General features: G+C 54.2%; 23 protein-coding genes. 10 read left to right on the forward strand and 13 right to left on the reverse strand.

Annotated features, from left to right (window positions below; translation table 11 throughout):
* Positions 1 to 123 precede the first annotated feature (123 nt).
* The 10 genes from KB554_RS12235 to KB554_RS12280 all read left to right on the forward strand — a co-directional run bounded on the left by KB554_RS12235 (position 124) and on the right by KB554_RS12280 (position 4,383).
* On the forward strand, positions 124 to 339 hold the full coding sequence (locus KB554_RS12235) for a hypothetical protein (RefSeq protein ID WP_008645962.1): 216 nt from the start codon (positions 124 to 126) through the stop codon (positions 337 to 339).
* Positions 340 to 350: 11 nt separating this feature from the next.
* Positions 351 to 572, forward strand: a complete 222-nt coding sequence (locus tag KB554_RS12240; protein WP_005850431.1) for a hypothetical protein — start codon at positions 351 to 353, stop codon at positions 570 to 572.
* 12 nt (positions 573 to 584) lie between these two features.
* Positions 585 to 1,181 (forward strand): hypothetical protein, encoded by a 597-nt coding sequence (locus KB554_RS12245; protein ID WP_008645966.1) that lies wholly within the window; start codon positions 585 to 587, stop codon positions 1,179 to 1,181.
* 16 nt (positions 1,182 to 1,197) lie between these two features.
* Positions 1,198 to 1,620: a PcfK-like family protein gene (locus KB554_RS12250; protein WP_008645968.1), complete on the forward strand. Its 423-nt coding sequence runs from the start codon at positions 1,198 to 1,200 to the stop codon at positions 1,618 to 1,620.
* Positions 1,621 to 1,622: 2 nt separating this feature from the next.
* A complete protein-coding gene (locus KB554_RS12255) occupies positions 1,623 to 2,912 on the forward strand; it encodes a PcfJ domain-containing protein (RefSeq protein WP_008645969.1) in 1,290 nt (429 codons plus the stop codon).
* 24 nt (positions 2,913 to 2,936) lie between these two features.
* A complete protein-coding gene (locus KB554_RS12260) occupies positions 2,937 to 3,194 on the forward strand; it encodes a hypothetical protein (RefSeq protein WP_008645971.1) in 258 nt (85 codons plus the stop codon).
* 20 nt (positions 3,195 to 3,214) lie between these two features.
* Entirely contained in the window at positions 3,215 to 3,448 is a 234-nt protein-coding gene (locus KB554_RS12265) for a DUF3873 domain-containing protein (protein ID WP_008645973.1), read from the forward strand.
* A complete protein-coding gene (locus KB554_RS12270; protein WP_171028087.1) occupies positions 3,388 to 3,690 on the forward strand; it encodes a hypothetical protein in 303 nt (100 codons plus the stop codon). Before KB554_RS12265 ends, KB554_RS12270 begins: the two co-directional genes overlap by 61 nt.
* 45 nt (positions 3,691 to 3,735) lie before the next feature.
* Positions 3,736 to 4,044 (forward strand): hypothetical protein, encoded by a 309-nt coding sequence (locus tag KB554_RS12275; RefSeq protein WP_008151539.1) that lies wholly within the window; start codon positions 3,736 to 3,738, stop codon positions 4,042 to 4,044.
* A gap of 117 nt (positions 4,045 to 4,161) precedes the next feature.
* On the forward strand, positions 4,162 to 4,383 hold the full coding sequence (locus tag KB554_RS12280; protein ID WP_008645976.1) for a hypothetical protein: 222 nt from the start codon (positions 4,162 to 4,164) through the stop codon (positions 4,381 to 4,383).
* 63 nt (positions 4,384 to 4,446) lie between these two features.
* On the opposite strand, the gene KB554_RS12285 is transcribed toward KB554_RS12280, so the two are convergent.
* From KB554_RS12285 to KB554_RS12345, 13 genes are read right to left on the reverse strand one after another with little or no spacing between them, the layout of a single operon-like run.
* Complete coding sequence (locus tag KB554_RS12285) at positions 4,447 to 4,974, reverse strand: lysozyme (RefSeq protein ID WP_032536910.1); 528 nt, start codon at positions 4,972 to 4,974, stop codon at positions 4,447 to 4,449.
* Positions 4,971 to 5,474, reverse strand: a complete 504-nt coding sequence (locus KB554_RS12290) for a DUF3872 domain-containing protein (RefSeq protein WP_008645978.1) — start codon at positions 5,472 to 5,474, stop codon at positions 4,971 to 4,973. Before KB554_RS12290 ends, KB554_RS12285 begins: the two co-directional genes overlap by 4 nt.
* Positions 5,471 to 6,373 carry a toprim domain-containing protein gene (locus KB554_RS12295; RefSeq protein WP_008645979.1) on the reverse strand — a complete coding sequence of 301 codons (903 nt, stop codon included), beginning with the start codon at positions 6,371 to 6,373 and terminating at the stop codon, positions 5,471 to 5,473. Before KB554_RS12295 ends, KB554_RS12290 begins: the two co-directional genes overlap by 4 nt.
* Before the next feature lie 10 nt (positions 6,374 to 6,383).
* Entirely contained in the window at positions 6,384 to 6,959 is a 576-nt protein-coding gene (locus tag KB554_RS12300; protein ID WP_008645981.1) for a conjugal transfer protein TraO, read from the reverse strand.
* Positions 6,960 to 6,961: 2 nt separating this feature from the next.
* A complete protein-coding gene (traN, locus tag KB554_RS12305; protein WP_008645982.1) occupies positions 6,962 to 7,948 on the reverse strand; it encodes a conjugative transposon protein TraN in 987 nt (328 codons plus the stop codon).
* A gap of 42 nt (positions 7,949 to 7,990) precedes the next feature.
* On the reverse strand, positions 7,991 to 9,340 hold the full coding sequence (gene traM / locus KB554_RS12310; RefSeq protein ID WP_008645984.1) for a conjugative transposon protein TraM: 1,350 nt from the start codon (positions 9,338 to 9,340) through the stop codon (positions 7,991 to 7,993).
* Complete coding sequence (locus KB554_RS12315) at positions 9,321 to 9,629, reverse strand: TraL conjugative transposon family protein (RefSeq protein WP_008645986.1); 309 nt, start codon at positions 9,627 to 9,629, stop codon at positions 9,321 to 9,323. The genes traM and KB554_RS12315 overlap by 20 nt, the downstream gene beginning before the upstream one ends.
* A 5-nt stretch (positions 9,630 to 9,634) precedes the next feature.
* The gene (traK, locus tag KB554_RS12320) at positions 9,635 to 10,258 is read right to left on the reverse strand and encodes a conjugative transposon protein TraK (RefSeq protein ID WP_004308925.1); all 624 of its coding nucleotides are present in this window, start codon (positions 10,256 to 10,258) and stop codon (positions 9,635 to 9,637) included.
* A 30-nt stretch (positions 10,259 to 10,288) separates the two neighbouring features.
* Positions 10,289 to 11,293: a conjugative transposon protein TraJ gene (gene traJ, locus KB554_RS12325; RefSeq protein WP_008645989.1), complete on the reverse strand. Its 1,005-nt coding sequence runs from the start codon at positions 11,291 to 11,293 to the stop codon at positions 10,289 to 10,291.
* A 3-nt stretch (positions 11,294 to 11,296) separates the two neighbouring features.
* Complete coding sequence (locus KB554_RS12330; protein ID WP_008645990.1) at positions 11,297 to 11,926, reverse strand: DUF4141 domain-containing protein; 630 nt, start codon at positions 11,924 to 11,926, stop codon at positions 11,297 to 11,299.
* A gap of 23 nt (positions 11,927 to 11,949) precedes the next feature.
* Positions 11,950 to 12,330 carry a DUF3876 domain-containing protein gene (locus KB554_RS12335; protein ID WP_008645992.1) on the reverse strand — a complete coding sequence of 127 codons (381 nt, stop codon included), beginning with the start codon at positions 12,328 to 12,330 and terminating at the stop codon, positions 11,950 to 11,952.
* Between the two features lie 50 nt (positions 12,331 to 12,380).
* Positions 12,381 to 14,885 carry a TraG family conjugative transposon ATPase gene (locus tag KB554_RS12340; RefSeq protein ID WP_032535928.1) on the reverse strand — a complete coding sequence of 835 codons (2,505 nt, stop codon included), beginning with the start codon at positions 14,883 to 14,885 and terminating at the stop codon, positions 12,381 to 12,383.
* Complete coding sequence (locus KB554_RS12345; RefSeq protein WP_032535929.1) at positions 14,882 to 15,214, reverse strand: DUF4133 domain-containing protein; 333 nt, start codon at positions 15,212 to 15,214, stop codon at positions 14,882 to 14,884. The genes KB554_RS12340 and KB554_RS12345 overlap by 4 nt, the downstream gene beginning before the upstream one ends.
* Positions 15,215 to 15,217: the final 3 nt, after the last annotated feature.

A 15,217-nucleotide genomic window follows, 5' to 3' on the forward strand; every position in this document is an offset into this window, starting at 1 on the left:
GCGACAGAAAGACGCATAAAAAAAATGTCGGATAAACGAGAGGCAGATAAGATAGTTTGAAACTCAACTCCCTCAACTCTTGAATCCGCATTAAAAAAACAAAAAATCAAAAACAGCGAAAATATGACGGCAACGGCAAATTTCAGACAAATGGCGCAGTACATAGGGCTTGCGATATGCGGCTTGATTGTGCGCACCGCCTTCGTGGTGTTCGGCATCCTTTGGGGCATCATTAGAGAGATTGTAAACGGAGTGTTCCGAGTGGCGATAGGCGTAATCGTGGCTATCCTTTCCGCAACCGCCTTCTTCGGTTTCATCCTTTGGTTATTCACCCTTTAACCCTTACCGACATGGCAAAGAGAAGCAGCAAAACGGCAGCGCAGCAATGCAGATACTACGAGGTGGACAACATCTTCGTGTACATGGTGGAAACGTACATCAACGGCAACATATCCGTGTTCCGTGAACTCTACCGAGAACTGAACAAGGACGCACGGAGGGACTTTACAGACTTCCTTTTGAGCGAAGTGCAGCCGACCTATTGGAGAGAGATACTGAAACAGACCATCTAAAATGACAGCGATATGAGAACGATAACAAGGACATACGACCTATTCCAATTAGCCGAACTCTCCGCAGCAGCGAGAGATACCGCATACAATGAATGGCTACGCACTTTTGAATACGGTTGGGACAGTGACAACCGCAACACGCTGGAAGCATTTGAAAGTGTGTTCAAAGTCAAAGTGAACGATTGGAGTTACGACACGTGCCGTTATTCCTACCGTTTCACCTCACGTTACAGCGGAAAAGAGGAGGAACTCTGCGGCATACGGCTTCTGAAATACATCGTCAATAACTATTGGCACATCCTATTCAAGCCGAAAACCTATTACCTCAAAGGAAATTTCAATAAGCAACGTAGAAGCCGGATATTCACGGATAACTGTTGCGTACTGACAGGCTATTGCGCAGACGAGGACATCCTGCGACCCATCTACGACTTTCTGAAAGCCCCCGACACCCGAACCACTCTGTACGACCTCATGGACAAGTGCCTTGACAGCTTCTTCAAGTCGTGCCGTGACGATATGGAATACCAGTGCAGCGAAGAGAGTTTTGAGGAGAGTTGCGCAGCCAACGACTACGAGTTTTTGGGAAACGGAAAAATGTATAACTGATAAAAACGACAGCGATATGAAAGGAACAGAACATTTCAAGAGAACGATACAGATGTACTTGGAGCAACGTGCGGCGGAAGATACGCTCTTTGCCAAGAACTACCGCAACCCTGCCAAGAACATAGACGATTGCGTCACCTACATTCTCAACTATGTGCAGCGGAGCGGTTGCAACGGCTTCACGGACGGGGAGATATTCGGGCAAGCAGTCCACTACTATGACGAGAACGAGATAGAGGTGGGCAAGCTAATCCAATGCCAAGTGGCGGTGAACCACGTGGTGGAACTCACGGCAGAGGAAAAGGCGGAAGCACGGCAGAACGCACTCCGCAGATACCAAGAGGAGGAACTCCGCAAGTTGCAGAACCGCAGCAAGCCGAGAACCGCCACCAAAGCGACCGCACAAGAAGTACAACAACCCAACCTATTCAATTTCTGATTATGAAACCGAGAACACCCATACAGCAGGAAGTCGCACGATTGAGCGAGCGACTGCCGAAATTGACCGCCACACAGAGGGCATACGCTTTCCGCCATTGCTTCAAGCATTACGCCATCAAGAGGGCGGACGGCACGAACATCTGCACCGAGTGCGGACATTCGTGGAAAAGTGAACACGACCTTGCGGACACCGTTTGCGGATGCACATGCCCGGATTGCGGCATGGAGTTGGAAGCGTTGCGCACCCGAAAGAGGGTTTTCAACGAGAACGAGTATTTCTGCATCATCACCACCTGCAAGCAGTACCAAGTGATACGCTTCTTCTTCGTCAAATCCCGATACAAGGCAGGGCAGGCAGCCGAGTATTCCATTTATGAAGTGGTGCAAAGGTGGATTTCGCCCAAAGGCACAACCGTCACTGTCGCCCGACTGCGAGGAATGTCCATACTTTACTACGACCTATGGGCGGAATACAGCGACATGGAGGTACGCAAGAACAACAAACTCCGTGCATACGATATAAACCCCGTCTGCACTTATCCCCGACAGCGTTTCATTCCCGAACTGAAACGCAACGGCTTCAATGGCGAATACCACAACATACTGCCTTACGACCTTTTCACGGCTATCCTTTCCGACAGCCGATCCGAAACGCTGTTGAAAGCAGGGCAATATCCCATGTTGCGCCACTATATCCGCAGTTCCTTTGACATAGAGAGGTATTGGGCATCCGTGAAGATATGTATCCGCAACGGCTACACCATTGCTGACGGCTCCATGTGGCGTGACACCATAGACCTCCTGCGGCTTTTCGGCAAGGACACGAACAGCCCGAAGTACGTCTGCCCCTCCGACCTCAAAGCCGAACATGACAGACTTATGCACAAGCGCAACAAGGAGATAGAGCGCAAGAAATTGGAGGAACGCATCCGCCAAGCGAAGAAACACGAGAAGGCATACCGCAAACTCAAAGGCATATTTTTCGGCATAGCCTTCACGGACGGCACTTTGCAGGTGCGTGTGTTGGAGAGCGTTGCGGAGTTTGCAGCGGAAGGGACGGAACTGCACCATTGCGTGTTTTCCAACTCCTATTTCCTTGAAAAGAACTCCCTTATCCTATCCGCAACCATTGACGGCAAGCGCATAGAAACGGTGGAGGTTTCCTTGAAGACATTGGAAGTGGTGCAAAGTCGTGGCTTGCACAATTCCAATACCGAGTACCACGACCGCATTGTAAACCTTGTGAACAGCAACGTGAACCTTATCCGCCAGCGGATGGAAGCGGCATAGTATCAACCTATAATACCCAATAGTATGGAAGTAAGAATTGAAAGCATGGTTTGTCTGTGGGACGATAAAATCCCCACGATGTTCATTGAATTTGTGAACCTCCTCACTCTTGCAACGAGTGAGGGGCAGTTAAGACGGAGTGTAAAGGACTTTGCCGAGAAGCACGAACTTGACAGGTTCTTCCTTTACGGCTTCGGCTCCCACCATTTCTACCTGCACCAACGCTATACAAGCGACCCCGAAATGGTGATGCGCAACAGAGTTTTGTCAGTACATTTTTAACCACTCTAAAATCAACGATTATGGCAACACGAATGACCATCAACGGAATAAGCACCTGCACTGAAGCAGGTACGGAGAAATACGAGCGTTTCCAATTAGGTATCGGCAGACGCAAGCGGACACTTGTGCAGTACGACTACCGCCATCCCACAAACGGAGAGTTGTTCTCTTGTGTCAAACCCACATTGGACGAGTGCCGAGCCGCACGGGACAAGTGGCTCACGGCAAAGGAAGAAAAGGAGGACAGACGATGAACGCAGCCTACCAAACGCTGATAGTGAAGTTCAGCGAGCCTATCAAAGTATTGGACGGTATCTTTGACGATGCCGAAGCGTGGGGAGTTGATACCCTAAAAGGGTGGATAGACGACTACGAGAGCTGCAGGTTTACCGCCATTGACAGCCATACGGCAGTCATCACAAGCGAGTACAATATGGAGTGCCTGATGGAATGGCTGAAACGAAACACACCCATTGCCGAGATAACAGAATGTTAAACAAGTTGGCGGTATCCGCACCGCCAACCTAAAACCAAGAAAAGCATGATAGCAAAGACGATTTTACAGCAAATAGGCGGCAGACGCTTTGCCGCCATGACGGGAAGCAAGGACTTTATAGACATGGGCAACGGCTTACGCATGAGCCTTGCGAGGAACAAGACGAGCGCAAACCGCCTTGACATCATCTACGATGCCGGCTTAGACCTTTACAATATGCGTTTCTACCGCAGGACGTTCAGTAAAAAGACATTCGAGTGCAAGACAAAGGATATAGCAACGCACGAGGGCATATACTGCGATATGCTGGAAGAAATGTTCACGATGGTAACGGGACTCTACACCCGTTTTTGAGTGGCGGCGGCGAAAGCCGCCCTACTTTCTTTCGGTGAGCATGATGGCGGACAAAGAAAGTAGCAAAGAAACCGCTGTCCCAATCTACGATAGTATTCACAAAAACAAGTTTTAATCATGGAAGAAATCAGACAGAACGGAAAAATCATCCTGTACAGTGATGACGGAACAAGCATAAGGATGATTTTCAAAAACCTCACGGGGAGGAATTTTCAAGGTCAGGAATATGCGGAGTATATCCGGCATATCGCAATCGGGGAGATGGGATTTTTGCCCGGCATCATAGAGCATTGCAGGAACGGTGAAGTAATCGGCAAAGGAAAAATCCCGAATGTATGAAAAGCGGAAAATCCGATGAAGTTGCGGCTTCATCGGATTTTCATTTGTCAGGCATTTGCCATGTTACGGAATGTACAGCAGCGCAAACTCCGCCTTTCTCCGTTTGAGCAGCATGGCGTGCCGTTTACCCTTGTAGTTGCAGAAAGCGATATATTCCCGGTAAATGTTCCTGTCGCCAGCCTCCAGCTTTCGGATCAGTTTGCTTTTGGGTATCTTCCCGCTCCCCAAAAGCCGGTATGGACCGACATTGTAGGCGAGCGTGGCAAGGAGCAGACTGTCACGCCCGAACTGGCGGAACATGGCGCAGAACTTCCGCAAGTCTTTCCGCAGAAGCGCGTCCGCCTGTCGCTTCGTCATGGTGCGTGCCGAATACCTTTCCCCCGGCTGCAACCGGTGTCCATACCCCACATACGGGTGATGTTTTTCCGAGTGCCAGCCTTCAAAATACTTCGTACACCGAACTGCCCACTCGAAAGGCGGCAGGCGGTAGATTGCCGCCTGCCCGTCCGTCCCCTTCTGACGGCTGTCCCGTGCGGACACGGAGCAGACCGCCAGCAGCGAACAGAGGATAGCCATGAATACACGCATCATCTTGGCAGAGGTTTGTAATTGCCTATGGGGATGACGGTCTGAATGTCGTCCTTCACGTTCCGGTTGTTGAAGTCAAATTCCAATTCGTAGGAATTTTTGAAATTGTCCTCCACCACCACGATGAAGTTGTGCGCCTCGTCGCCATCTGCCGTGTAGTACAGCCTGAACTTATCGTTTTCAAGCAGGTAGCGGTCGTTGGGCAGGAAGGTAATGCCGCCCGCCATCTTCAGCGTGCCTTCCCCCTCGAACTGGAAATACCGGATGGTGTAGAGCGTGTTGGCAAATTCGCCCGTCCTTTTCAGCTCACAGCGGATTTCCACCGTCTGCCCCTTCGTGACCTTGTTCGGCACGGGCATGGTTTCCACCGTGAAGGGATAGGATTGCTGGATGTCCATGTCGTCATCGCACGATGCGAGCGTGAGCGACACGGCGGCGAACAGGCAGAGTGCCAACGCCTTGAAGATGGATATTCTCTTGTTCTTGTTGTTCAGTATGTTCATTGTCCTTTGATTTTTAAGTTATTGTTCATTTCTTTTTTTGCTGTCAGTTGCAGATACTCGTTCAAGTCCTTGCAACCGTCATAGAGTGCGGAACGGTCACAGACACGTCCGCCGTAGTGTCCTTTGAGGGCTTCCAGCGTCCTCCGCCCGGCTTCGTCACGGTCGAGGAAGCAGTCGATGCGTCCATACCCGTCTAAGTGTTTCACCGCCTTACCCACGTTGGCGACGGAGTTCAGCACAAGGCTGTCGCCATTGCCGCCTATGCCGAGTGTGTCAGCGGACAAAAAGTCCATGAAGCCCTCGAACACGCTGCATACGTCAGAGGCGGTATCTTCCGGTTTTATCAGTGACACATCTTTCGGTGGTATGCAACCTTTGAATAGTTTGCTCCTGATTTCATAGCCGCCCGCCACGTTCGGGAAACCGATTGTGAAATACCGCTTTCCACGCACGCCATAGTTCAGGCGGCAACAGTGGCGGTATGCAACGGCATAAGGGATGCCCCGTTCCGCCAGATACTCTGTTAATGGTGAGCGGAGCAGTGGGACGGCTTCCACCCCCTCAAAGGCAGGTTCGGACGGTTCCGGCAGGTACAACGGCTTTTCCGATGCGACAAACGGCATACGGGCGGTTTCCGCTATGAATCTTGCCTGCGCCATGAAGTCACCGCTTCGGGCAAACTCCCCGGCAAGCGTGAAGATGTCACCGCCCTTGCCCAAACCGAAGTCGTACCAGAGCTGTTTCGCCACGTTCACACGGAAAGAGGGGGTGCGTTCACTGCGGTACGGCGCACGATACCACAGCTCGTTTCCGCTCCTCCGTACAGGCTCATGTCCCAACCGTGCGAGAAAGTCCGCGAGGGATATTTGCCTCATGGCGTCTATATTGGTCCCTTCCATGCGGCGTGTGTCAGTTGATGACGAACTTGATGCCCAGCCCCCATTGGCAGTGGAACTTCTTCGTGTCGCCACCCCACAGGCAACGCTCCCGGAGGTTGGCGAGCAGGGCGATACGGTCAGCCACGTAAAACTCCACATCGAGCGTCAGCGCACCGCCGTAGATGAAGGCGTCCCGGTCATGCAGCGTGGAGCCGTCATACAGCACCTTTTCGCCCCAATTCACCGATTCATACCCGGCGAGAGCCGAAGCCCCCGCATAGACGAACACGATTTTGCGGGCATCGGAAAGTATCTTGAAATAGTAGCCGCCCTCCGCCGTGAACTGCGCCACAGGTATGGAAGTGTCCTTGTAGGGGCTCTTTTTCAGGAGATACTCACCTCCGAATACCCATTTGTTCCCCTTCTTCGTGTAAGTGGAGAGAGCAGCCCCTAAACTGTACCCGCCGTCGTTGCCGCCGGGTTTGAATCCGTCCGCCAGATTCGCCCTTACCTCGATGCCCTGCATCTTCGGCAGGCATCGCTGGGCGTGCGCCTGCCCCGTGAACAGGGCAAGCGACGCGATGATTATTGCGATGTACTTTCTCATGGTCAGCGCACTTGAAGTTCGTTGATGGTATTGGCGCGCACCAAATCCTCGTTCTCGATCACGAAGGACTGGTGACGACCGCCGTTCTTCTCGTTCAGTTCCACAACGAGGCACTTGCCGTCGGGTATGGTGAACTTCGCCATCGTGAAGACCGTGCGTTCGCTTTTTTTGCCCGGCACGAGCGTGGCGTAGTTCTGCGCGCGAAGCGGCAGGATGATACGCTCCTGCACGGCGGTACGCTTCGCCACCTTCTTGTCCACGATTTTCCACGTGATGTAGTCCACATCGAAAGGCACGTTGCTCTGGTTCCTGATTTCCGTGTGGAAATACAGAAGCCCGTTGTGCGTGTAGATGCCTTTCAGAAGGTACTGGATGCCGAAACGCTTGCAGCCGATATGCTTCACCTCACGCTTGTTCTGCTTGTGGATGGACTTCATGATAAGGCGCACCAGCATGGGACTTTCACTGCCCAGCTCTTTCAGGTAGATTTCCTGCGCGTTGTTCGGACGGTTCACCGCCTCGCCGTCATGGATGAAGTCGCACATCTCCACGTTGAGCAGCAGCGGTTCGGCGGCGTACTTCACGTTGAAGGTGTAGAAACTCCCGTCCTCCGTGATTACGGACATGTTGGTTTCGTTCGGGAAGTTCCTCACGGTTGCCTTCACGCGGATGACGTTCTCCGCACCGTCGGCTTTGCCCGCAATCAGATCGGGCGAGCCTAAATCGACATAGCGCACTTCCGCCGGGAAGATGACATGCACGGTCTTGTCGTAGGTCACTTCCAAGCCGTGCGGGGGGACCATGCGGTCAAAGCCCAGCTTTCTCGTCAGACCGTGATACAGGTCTCCGTCCGCTTCTTTCTGCGGATAGACCTCCTTTGTCAAGGTCAGTTGGTCACTTCTGTTGGGCGTTTCAACGGTTACGTTTTCCTGCGCGTTGGCAGTTGCGATGCCCATAGCGAGGGCAAACATCATGATTACTTTTCTCATTACTTTGGATTTTTAGTGGTAAATAAAAATTTGATTGTTTCCTTAATTCACTTCCTGATAGAGCATGACCCTGTACCCGGCTTTCAGATGCACTTTGACGGTACGCATCTTCTTGGCAATGTACTGGCTCGTGCCTTGTATCAGTCCTTTTCCCAAGTCGGAGGCAAGCTGCGCCCCGGCATTGGTGGAGATGTTGATGCTGCTCCCCAGCGAGCCGCCCATGTTGGCGGCAACCTCCCGGACAGCGTTCATCTCCATCGAGTTGGGTATGAATATGCCGGGCTGCCCATCCGTGTCATAGACCTCCAACTCCACCGGGATAACCGTGCCGTCGTGTTCCAGCGAGGTGATTTCGATGGCAAGCCGTTCACCCTGAATCTTGGCTGCGCCGACCACCACCGCATTACGGGGGATGATCCTATCAGCTACCGCCATCGGCTCCAACAGCCGTAACCTGACCGCCTGCCCGTCCGTCACGCTCTGCGCCCCATAGACACATGCCGGTATGGTGTTCCTGTCCGATACGGTCGTGACACCCACCGCCGTGTTGAAACTGCGGTTGCGTTCCTGCGAGAAGGAAGCGACAAACTCGGCATTACTCATGGGCTGTCCGAGCGAGGACACCACCTGATGCGTCACCTGCCTTACGGGTTTTGCCGTGTTCTTTCCGGCTTTCTGCACGGGGGACGGCTCTGCGGTCTGTCCCGCTGCCGCCCGCGTGCCGTTCTGATTTCCCATGTACTTCGCCGCCAGCTCGTAGGATTTTTCCATGAGTGCCACCTGCTCGTCCATCGTGGAGCTTCTCTCTTTTCCGCTTTCCAGTTCGGATTCGAGCGTGGCGATGCGTTCCAGCAGTTCGTCCATCTCCGCATTGTCGTTTTTCGGCTGCTCGTAGAAGTTGCCGAGCGTGGCATTGAGGTCGCGGTAGGCGGCTGCCGAGGACTGGATGGTCTTCGGTGCGGGTTTCTCCGCCTCTTCCGTTCCGCCGGGATTGGCAAGGTCGAAATCGCTGTCCCTATCCGCTGCCGCCGTTTCGCGGTCGAACAGGTCGCCCAACTGCTGCATGGCGCGGCTGCGGTTCTCCTGCCGTTCCTCCATTGCCCCCTGCTCGTAGGCTTTCGCCTTGTCACCGATAATCCGGCGGTTCTCCTTGTCCGCATCGGGCATCTCGATATTGTAGCCGCCTGTTCCCGGCTCCTGCTCCTTGCCGGAGGACGGGGCGAATATCAGCCACATCGCCCCGATGAATACCAGCACCATAGCGGGAAGCACTATCATTTTCTGGCGTTTCAGCCGTTGGGCTTCGGTCAGCGGCTTGCGCTCCTTTTTCGGCTTGCCGTTACCGGGAGCCGCCTTGTTCTCGTTTTTTGGTTCATTCTTCGTCTGTTCCATATAAATAAGGTATTACATTGTGATTGTTATCCGGCTTCACGGACAGTTCCACCTGTCCGGCATGGTCTATCTCCATCCGGCTGCCGTCATTCCTGCCGATGTCATACACGGCTTTGCCGAAGGTGTAGAGGGCAAGTGCGGCGAATGCGGCGAGCATTGCCAGCACGATGCGCCTGCGTATCTTCGGCGGCAAGCCGTCCAGATAGCCCTTGAGCCTTGCTATCAGCATTTTCTTTTTATCGTGGAGTTTCCAATAGGTACTCCATAGTGATTTTCCGATTCCTTTCATGCCTGTTACCTTTTGATGGTTTGTAAATCCTTGTTCTCGATGATGGTGAATCCCTCGATGGTGAAACCGTTGGGGTTGTCGTCCGAACGGGACGAGTTCAAGAGGCGGCAGGTGGTCACGAGGCTGCGCTCGGTGACGTTGCTCTGCCGGATGATCTTCTGCGTGGCGTAGGTCACGGCACGGTAGGGATAGCCGTTGAAGTCGCACACCACGCTGTCCACCTTCAGCACTTGGTTGATGTTACCGGCGATGATGCGGTTGTAGTACCCCTTCTCGGCGAAGTCCGAATAGTAGTTGTACACGCTCTTGTCCGCCAGCAGCAACGCACGCTTCACGTTGTGTTCTATCGCGCTCTTTTCGGGCGAGAGCGTGAAGAACAGCTCGTGGAAGCGGCGCACATGCTCCCTCGCTTCCGCCGGACGGTTCTGCGAGAGGTCCTGCGAGAGTGCCAGCATCAGCGACTTGCCGTTGTCCAGCACATAGATCTTCTCACGCTGCCGCTCCGCGAAGCGGTAGGAACTCCACACGCTCCATACCGTTATCACGGCGCACAGCGAGAGGAAGACGATACCGAACAGGCGTATCTGCCGGAACGATGATTCGATGTTTTTAAGTGATTTGAATTCCATTTTACTTTTCCGTTTATAATTGCACATTGATTATTTCAGCAGTTTCCCGGCACGTCCGACCATGTTGCCTGCGGCTGCACCCGCCACGCTGCCCGCCATGCTTCCGGCGCGTCCCGCCATCTGGTTCACGTTGCGCCCGTAGCCGCCCATGCCCCCGGCTTGGATGATCCAGCCCGCCACCGTCGGAATGGTGAAGTAGCCGATGATGCCGATTATCATGAACACGATATACACCCCGTCGCTGGAATCCAGCGAGAAGTTGGGGTCGGTCTGCATGCGCTCGATGTCGCTCTGGAGCATCAACACCTGAATCTTGGCGAGTATGGTGCTGAATATGTCCGACACGGGCAGCCACAGATAGACCTGTATGTAGCGGCATATCCACTGCGTGAGCGTGCTTTGGAAGCCGTCCCACACCGATATGGCGAAGGCTATCGGACCGAGTATCGCCAGCACCACGAGGAAGAATGTGCGGATGGTGTCTATCACGAGGGCGGCGGCTTGGAACATCAGTTCCAGTATCTCGCGGAAGAAGTCGCGGATGCCCTTCTTCATCTTGTACATCCCCCGGTCGATATACATCCCCGCCATCGTCACCATGTCGGAGGGCGACCAGCCCAATTCCTCCAGTTGCTTGTCAAACTCCTCGTTGGACACGAGGTAGGCGGTTTCGGGATTGCGCACCATCGCCTCGTATTCCAGCCTGTCCTTCTGCTCCCGGTACTTGTTCATGTCCAGCGTCTGCGTTTCGAGCAGTTTCGCCGTGCCCTGCACGACGGGCGAGAGGACGCTGTTTATCGTGCCAAGCACCACCGTAGGGAAGAACATGATGCACAGACCGATGGCAAATGGGCGGAGCATCGGGAAGACGTCTATCGGTTCGGCTCTCGCCAACGACTGCCATACCCGGTAGGCGACATAGAAGAGCGCGCCCAGCCCGGCGATGCCTTTCGCCACGCCCGCCATGTCAGCGCACAGCGGCATCATCTGCTCGTAGAGCGAGCGGAGAATCTGGTGAAGGTTGTCGAACTCCATAGGCTACCAGTATCTTTCGTTCATGCTCCCGTACAGCCCCATGATGCGGTCGAGGTCGTTTTTCTTCTTCGCACGCAGGTAGCTCACGCTGATGTTCTTGTTGGTGTAGTAGCTCACGAGGTTGCGGTAACGCTTCATCTTGGAGTGGCAGCGTTCCACCACGTCCATGCGCTCCTTGTCCGTCATGGAGAGCGTGGTGATGTTCACCACGTTCTTCAGCTCCGTCAGCACGTCGTTGGATTCTTCCAGCAGCTTCGTGTACCCAAAGGCGATGGCTCCGAGTTCCTCCACCGTGAAGTTGTCGTCGCGCAGCATCTTCTGGAAGCTGGTCACGTAGATGTCCGTGATGTCGCCTACCATCAGGATGGTCTGCTGCACCTTGCGGGCGTCCTTGACCAGATTGTTCACCGATTTGAGGGCGTCGTAATACTTCTTGCCCTGCTCGTAGATTTTCACCGTTTCCTGAAAGTTGTTCACCATGTTGGCGGCGGTCTTCGAGGTGTGGATGATGTTCTTCGAGGCGTTGATGATGCCCTGCGCCAGATTGCCCGGATCGCTCACGACCCATTGGGCGGAAGCCCTGCCCGCGAAAAGCAGGCACAGGCAGATGGCGAATGTTATTCTTGTTCTCATGTTTCTTTGGATTTTAGCGGTTCTTATTTTTCTGCCGGAGTTTCCGGCTGCTGCTTCACACGCACGTAGTCCCCGTTGGGTGAGAAGGTCAGCACGTCGGAGGCTTCGTTATACGCCACGTCGATGCGGAAGCCGGTGTTCATGAACAGGTTGCCGTTCTCCTCCTGCAAGAGGTAGGTTTCCGGTTTCAGCTTGCGGCGGATGCCGCTCCGTTTGAATACCGTCACCTTGTAGGCTTCGCCCTCCTTGTAGATAAGCACGTCGGGCTTGCCCTCCACGCTTTCCCAGTTCCCGCACAGCAGGTCGCGGCGGTTCTCCGCCACGTCGCAGGATTGCAGCACCATGACCGCCAGTCCGATCAGACACTTGCTGACTTGCAGCATCTTCATTCTTGATATGCTCATACGCTTTTCTTTTTTTCGTTGATAAATCTGTTTTACCGATTATTGATTACTTATTTCTTGTTTCTCCGCCTTTCGGCAAGCTGCCGGATGGCGGCTTCGATGTCTCCGCCCAGCTGCTCCGCCAGACGGTACACCTCCACCTTCTCCGTTTCCTCGGTGGTGTACGCCAGATACTCTTCCGCGCTCACCTCGGTGGCATAGACCGCCGACTGCGTGCCGCCCAAGCCTATCCACACCTCCTTGTAGAGCCGTGAGGGGTTGTTCGCCATGTTGATGGAGAGTATCTGCGACTTCTCCTTCTCCGTCAGTCCGAGCAACGCCTGAATCTGGTCGAACTTGTTCATGTACTTGCGCTGGTCAAGAAGTATCTTGCAGTCGGAGTTGTTGATGATGCTCTCCTTGACGACGGGCGAGGAAATGATGTCGTCCACCTCCTGCGTCACCACGATTGCCTCACCGAAATACTTGCGCACCGTCTTGTACATATAGCGCAGGTAGTCAGCCATATTTGCCGACGAGAGAGCCTTCCAAGCCTCTTCCACGATAAGCTGCTTTCTCACGCCCTTCAACCTGCGCATCTTGTTGATGAAGGCTTCCATGATGATGATGGTCACTACCGGGAACAGTTCGCGGTTGTCCTTGATGGAATCGATCTCGAAGACGATGAACCGCTTGCCCAGCAGGTCGATGTTCTCCGCCGAGTTGAGCAGGAAGTCGTAGCGTCCGCCCCGGTAATACTGCCGCATGGTGGTAAGCATGTTGTCGATGTTGAAGTCCTCCTTCTCCACCTTGATGTCACGCTCCGCCAGTTCCCTGCGGTAGTCGTCGCGCATGTACTCGTAGAAGGTGTTGAACGAGGGGACGATGCTCCTGTCTGCCCTGATGCGCTCGATGTAGGCACTCACGGCACTGCCCAATTCTCCACTTTCGGTTTTCGTCACCTTGTCGTCCTCCGACTTCCAGAGCGTCAGCAGCAGCGTCTTTATGCTGTCCTTCTTTTCCACGTCGAACACGTAGTCGTCGGTATAGAACGGGTTGAAGCTGATGGGCTTCTCCTCCGTGTAGGTAAAATACACGCCGTCCGTGCCGCCCGTCTTGCGCCGTATCATCTCGCATAGCCCCTGATAGGAGTTTCCCGTGTCCACCAATACCACATGCGCGCCCTGCTCGTAGTATTGCCGCACGAGGTGGTTCATGAAGAACGACTTGCCACTGCCCGAAGGACCCAATACGAACTTGTTACGGTTCGTGGTGATGCCCCGCTTCATCGGCAGGTCACTGATGTCGAGGTGCAGCGGCTTTCCCGTGAGCCTGTCCACCATCTTGATGCCGAAGGGCGAGAGCGAGCTGCGATAGTTGGTTTCCTCCGTGAAGAGGCACACAGCCTGTTCGATGAAGGTGTGGAAACTCTCTTCCGCCGGGAAGTCCGCAGCATTGCCGGGCATAGCCGCCCAATAAAGTGTCGGGCAGTCGATGGTGTTGTGGCGCGGCACGCACTCCATGCTTGCCAGCTGGCTGCCCACGTCGTTCTTTATGTGTTTCAGTCCCTCCGCATCGTCGCTCCACGCCATGACGTTGAAGTGCGCCCGCACCGAGGTCAGCCCGTAGGAGTGCGCCTCGTTCAGGTAGCGGTCTATCCACTCGCGGTTGATGCTGTTGCTCCTCGAATAGCGCGAGAGCGACTGCATATTCCTTGCGGACTTCTCGAATTTTTGGAGGTTCTCCTCGCTGTTGTCGATAATCACGTACTGGTTGTAGATGTGGTTGCAGGAGAGCAGCAGCCCCACCGGGGAGGCGAAGGAGAGGCGGCAGTCCGAGCGGTCGGTGGAGAGTTTCTCATACCGGGTGTCGGTAGCCACCGTGCCGGGCAGGTCTTCCGCGTCGGACAGGGTGTGCAGGCACAGGCGGTTGTCACCGATGCGCATCTCCCTTGCCGAGAGGTCGATGTCCTGCAACGTGGCGTCGCCTTCGGGCATGAGTGAGAAGTAACGCTCTATCAGCCCGGCTTTGCCGTCCGTCCCCACGATCTCGTCGGTGGAGAGGCGGCGCAGCCTGACGAAGCCGCTGTCGTTGATGATGCGCTCGAACTGTTCCGCAGCCTCCATGAACTTCGCGGCGGTTTCCTTATTCAGCTCCTTCGGGATAATATGCCCCCGGCACAGCGTGCTGAAATTGCTCTGCATCCGGTTACGCTCCTTTGTCGTCTTGGTCAGGTAGAGGTAGCACGTGTGCTTCAGGTACGGACGCTCGTTGAAGTGACGCTCGAAAGAGCGGCTCAAAAAACTCATGTCGTCCTTGTGAAGTTCCGGCGTGTACTTCTCCTTGATGAACCAGTCCTGCTTGTGGACGACGGAGAAGTCCGGCAGCACCTTGATCGCCTTGCACCAGCAGCCGTGTATCGCCTCGTACTCCGCGCCCGTCACGGTATAAAGCTCCGGCAGCTCCACCTCGAAAGCCACCGTGATGTCGGCGTCTTTGGATATGATGCAGCCTTGCTCCACCGCCATTAGCGGGAATTTGTTTTCCAGTGTTGTCATTTTGGATGTATTCCTCATGTCGTTTCTTCCTTTCGTTTCCGTTTGAATAATCGGGTGATCCGCCGCCGGTTGATAAGGTATCGGGGATGGCTCCTTGTTGCCCCTAATTTCATCAGTCCGTGTTCGCCGTACCGGGCGTTAAGCGCGAAGGTCTGCCATACGAGGACGGAGGACGATGCCACGCCGAAGCCGATACATATCCACTGGTCGATGCCGACCATGTAGAGGATGATGAACAGGACGAAGAGAGCCAGCAGACCTCCGCAGAAGATGAAGAGGTACTGAGCCTTCAAGCCCTTGAACTCTACCGGACGGCCGATACCCTTGTTTATCGGGTATTCAGCCATACA

Origin of the sequence: Alistipes sp. Marseille-P2263, assembly GCF_018101075.1 — a bacterium.
Taxonomy (GTDB): Bacteria; Bacteroidota; Bacteroidia; order Bacteroidales; family Rikenellaceae; genus Alistipes; species Alistipes dispar.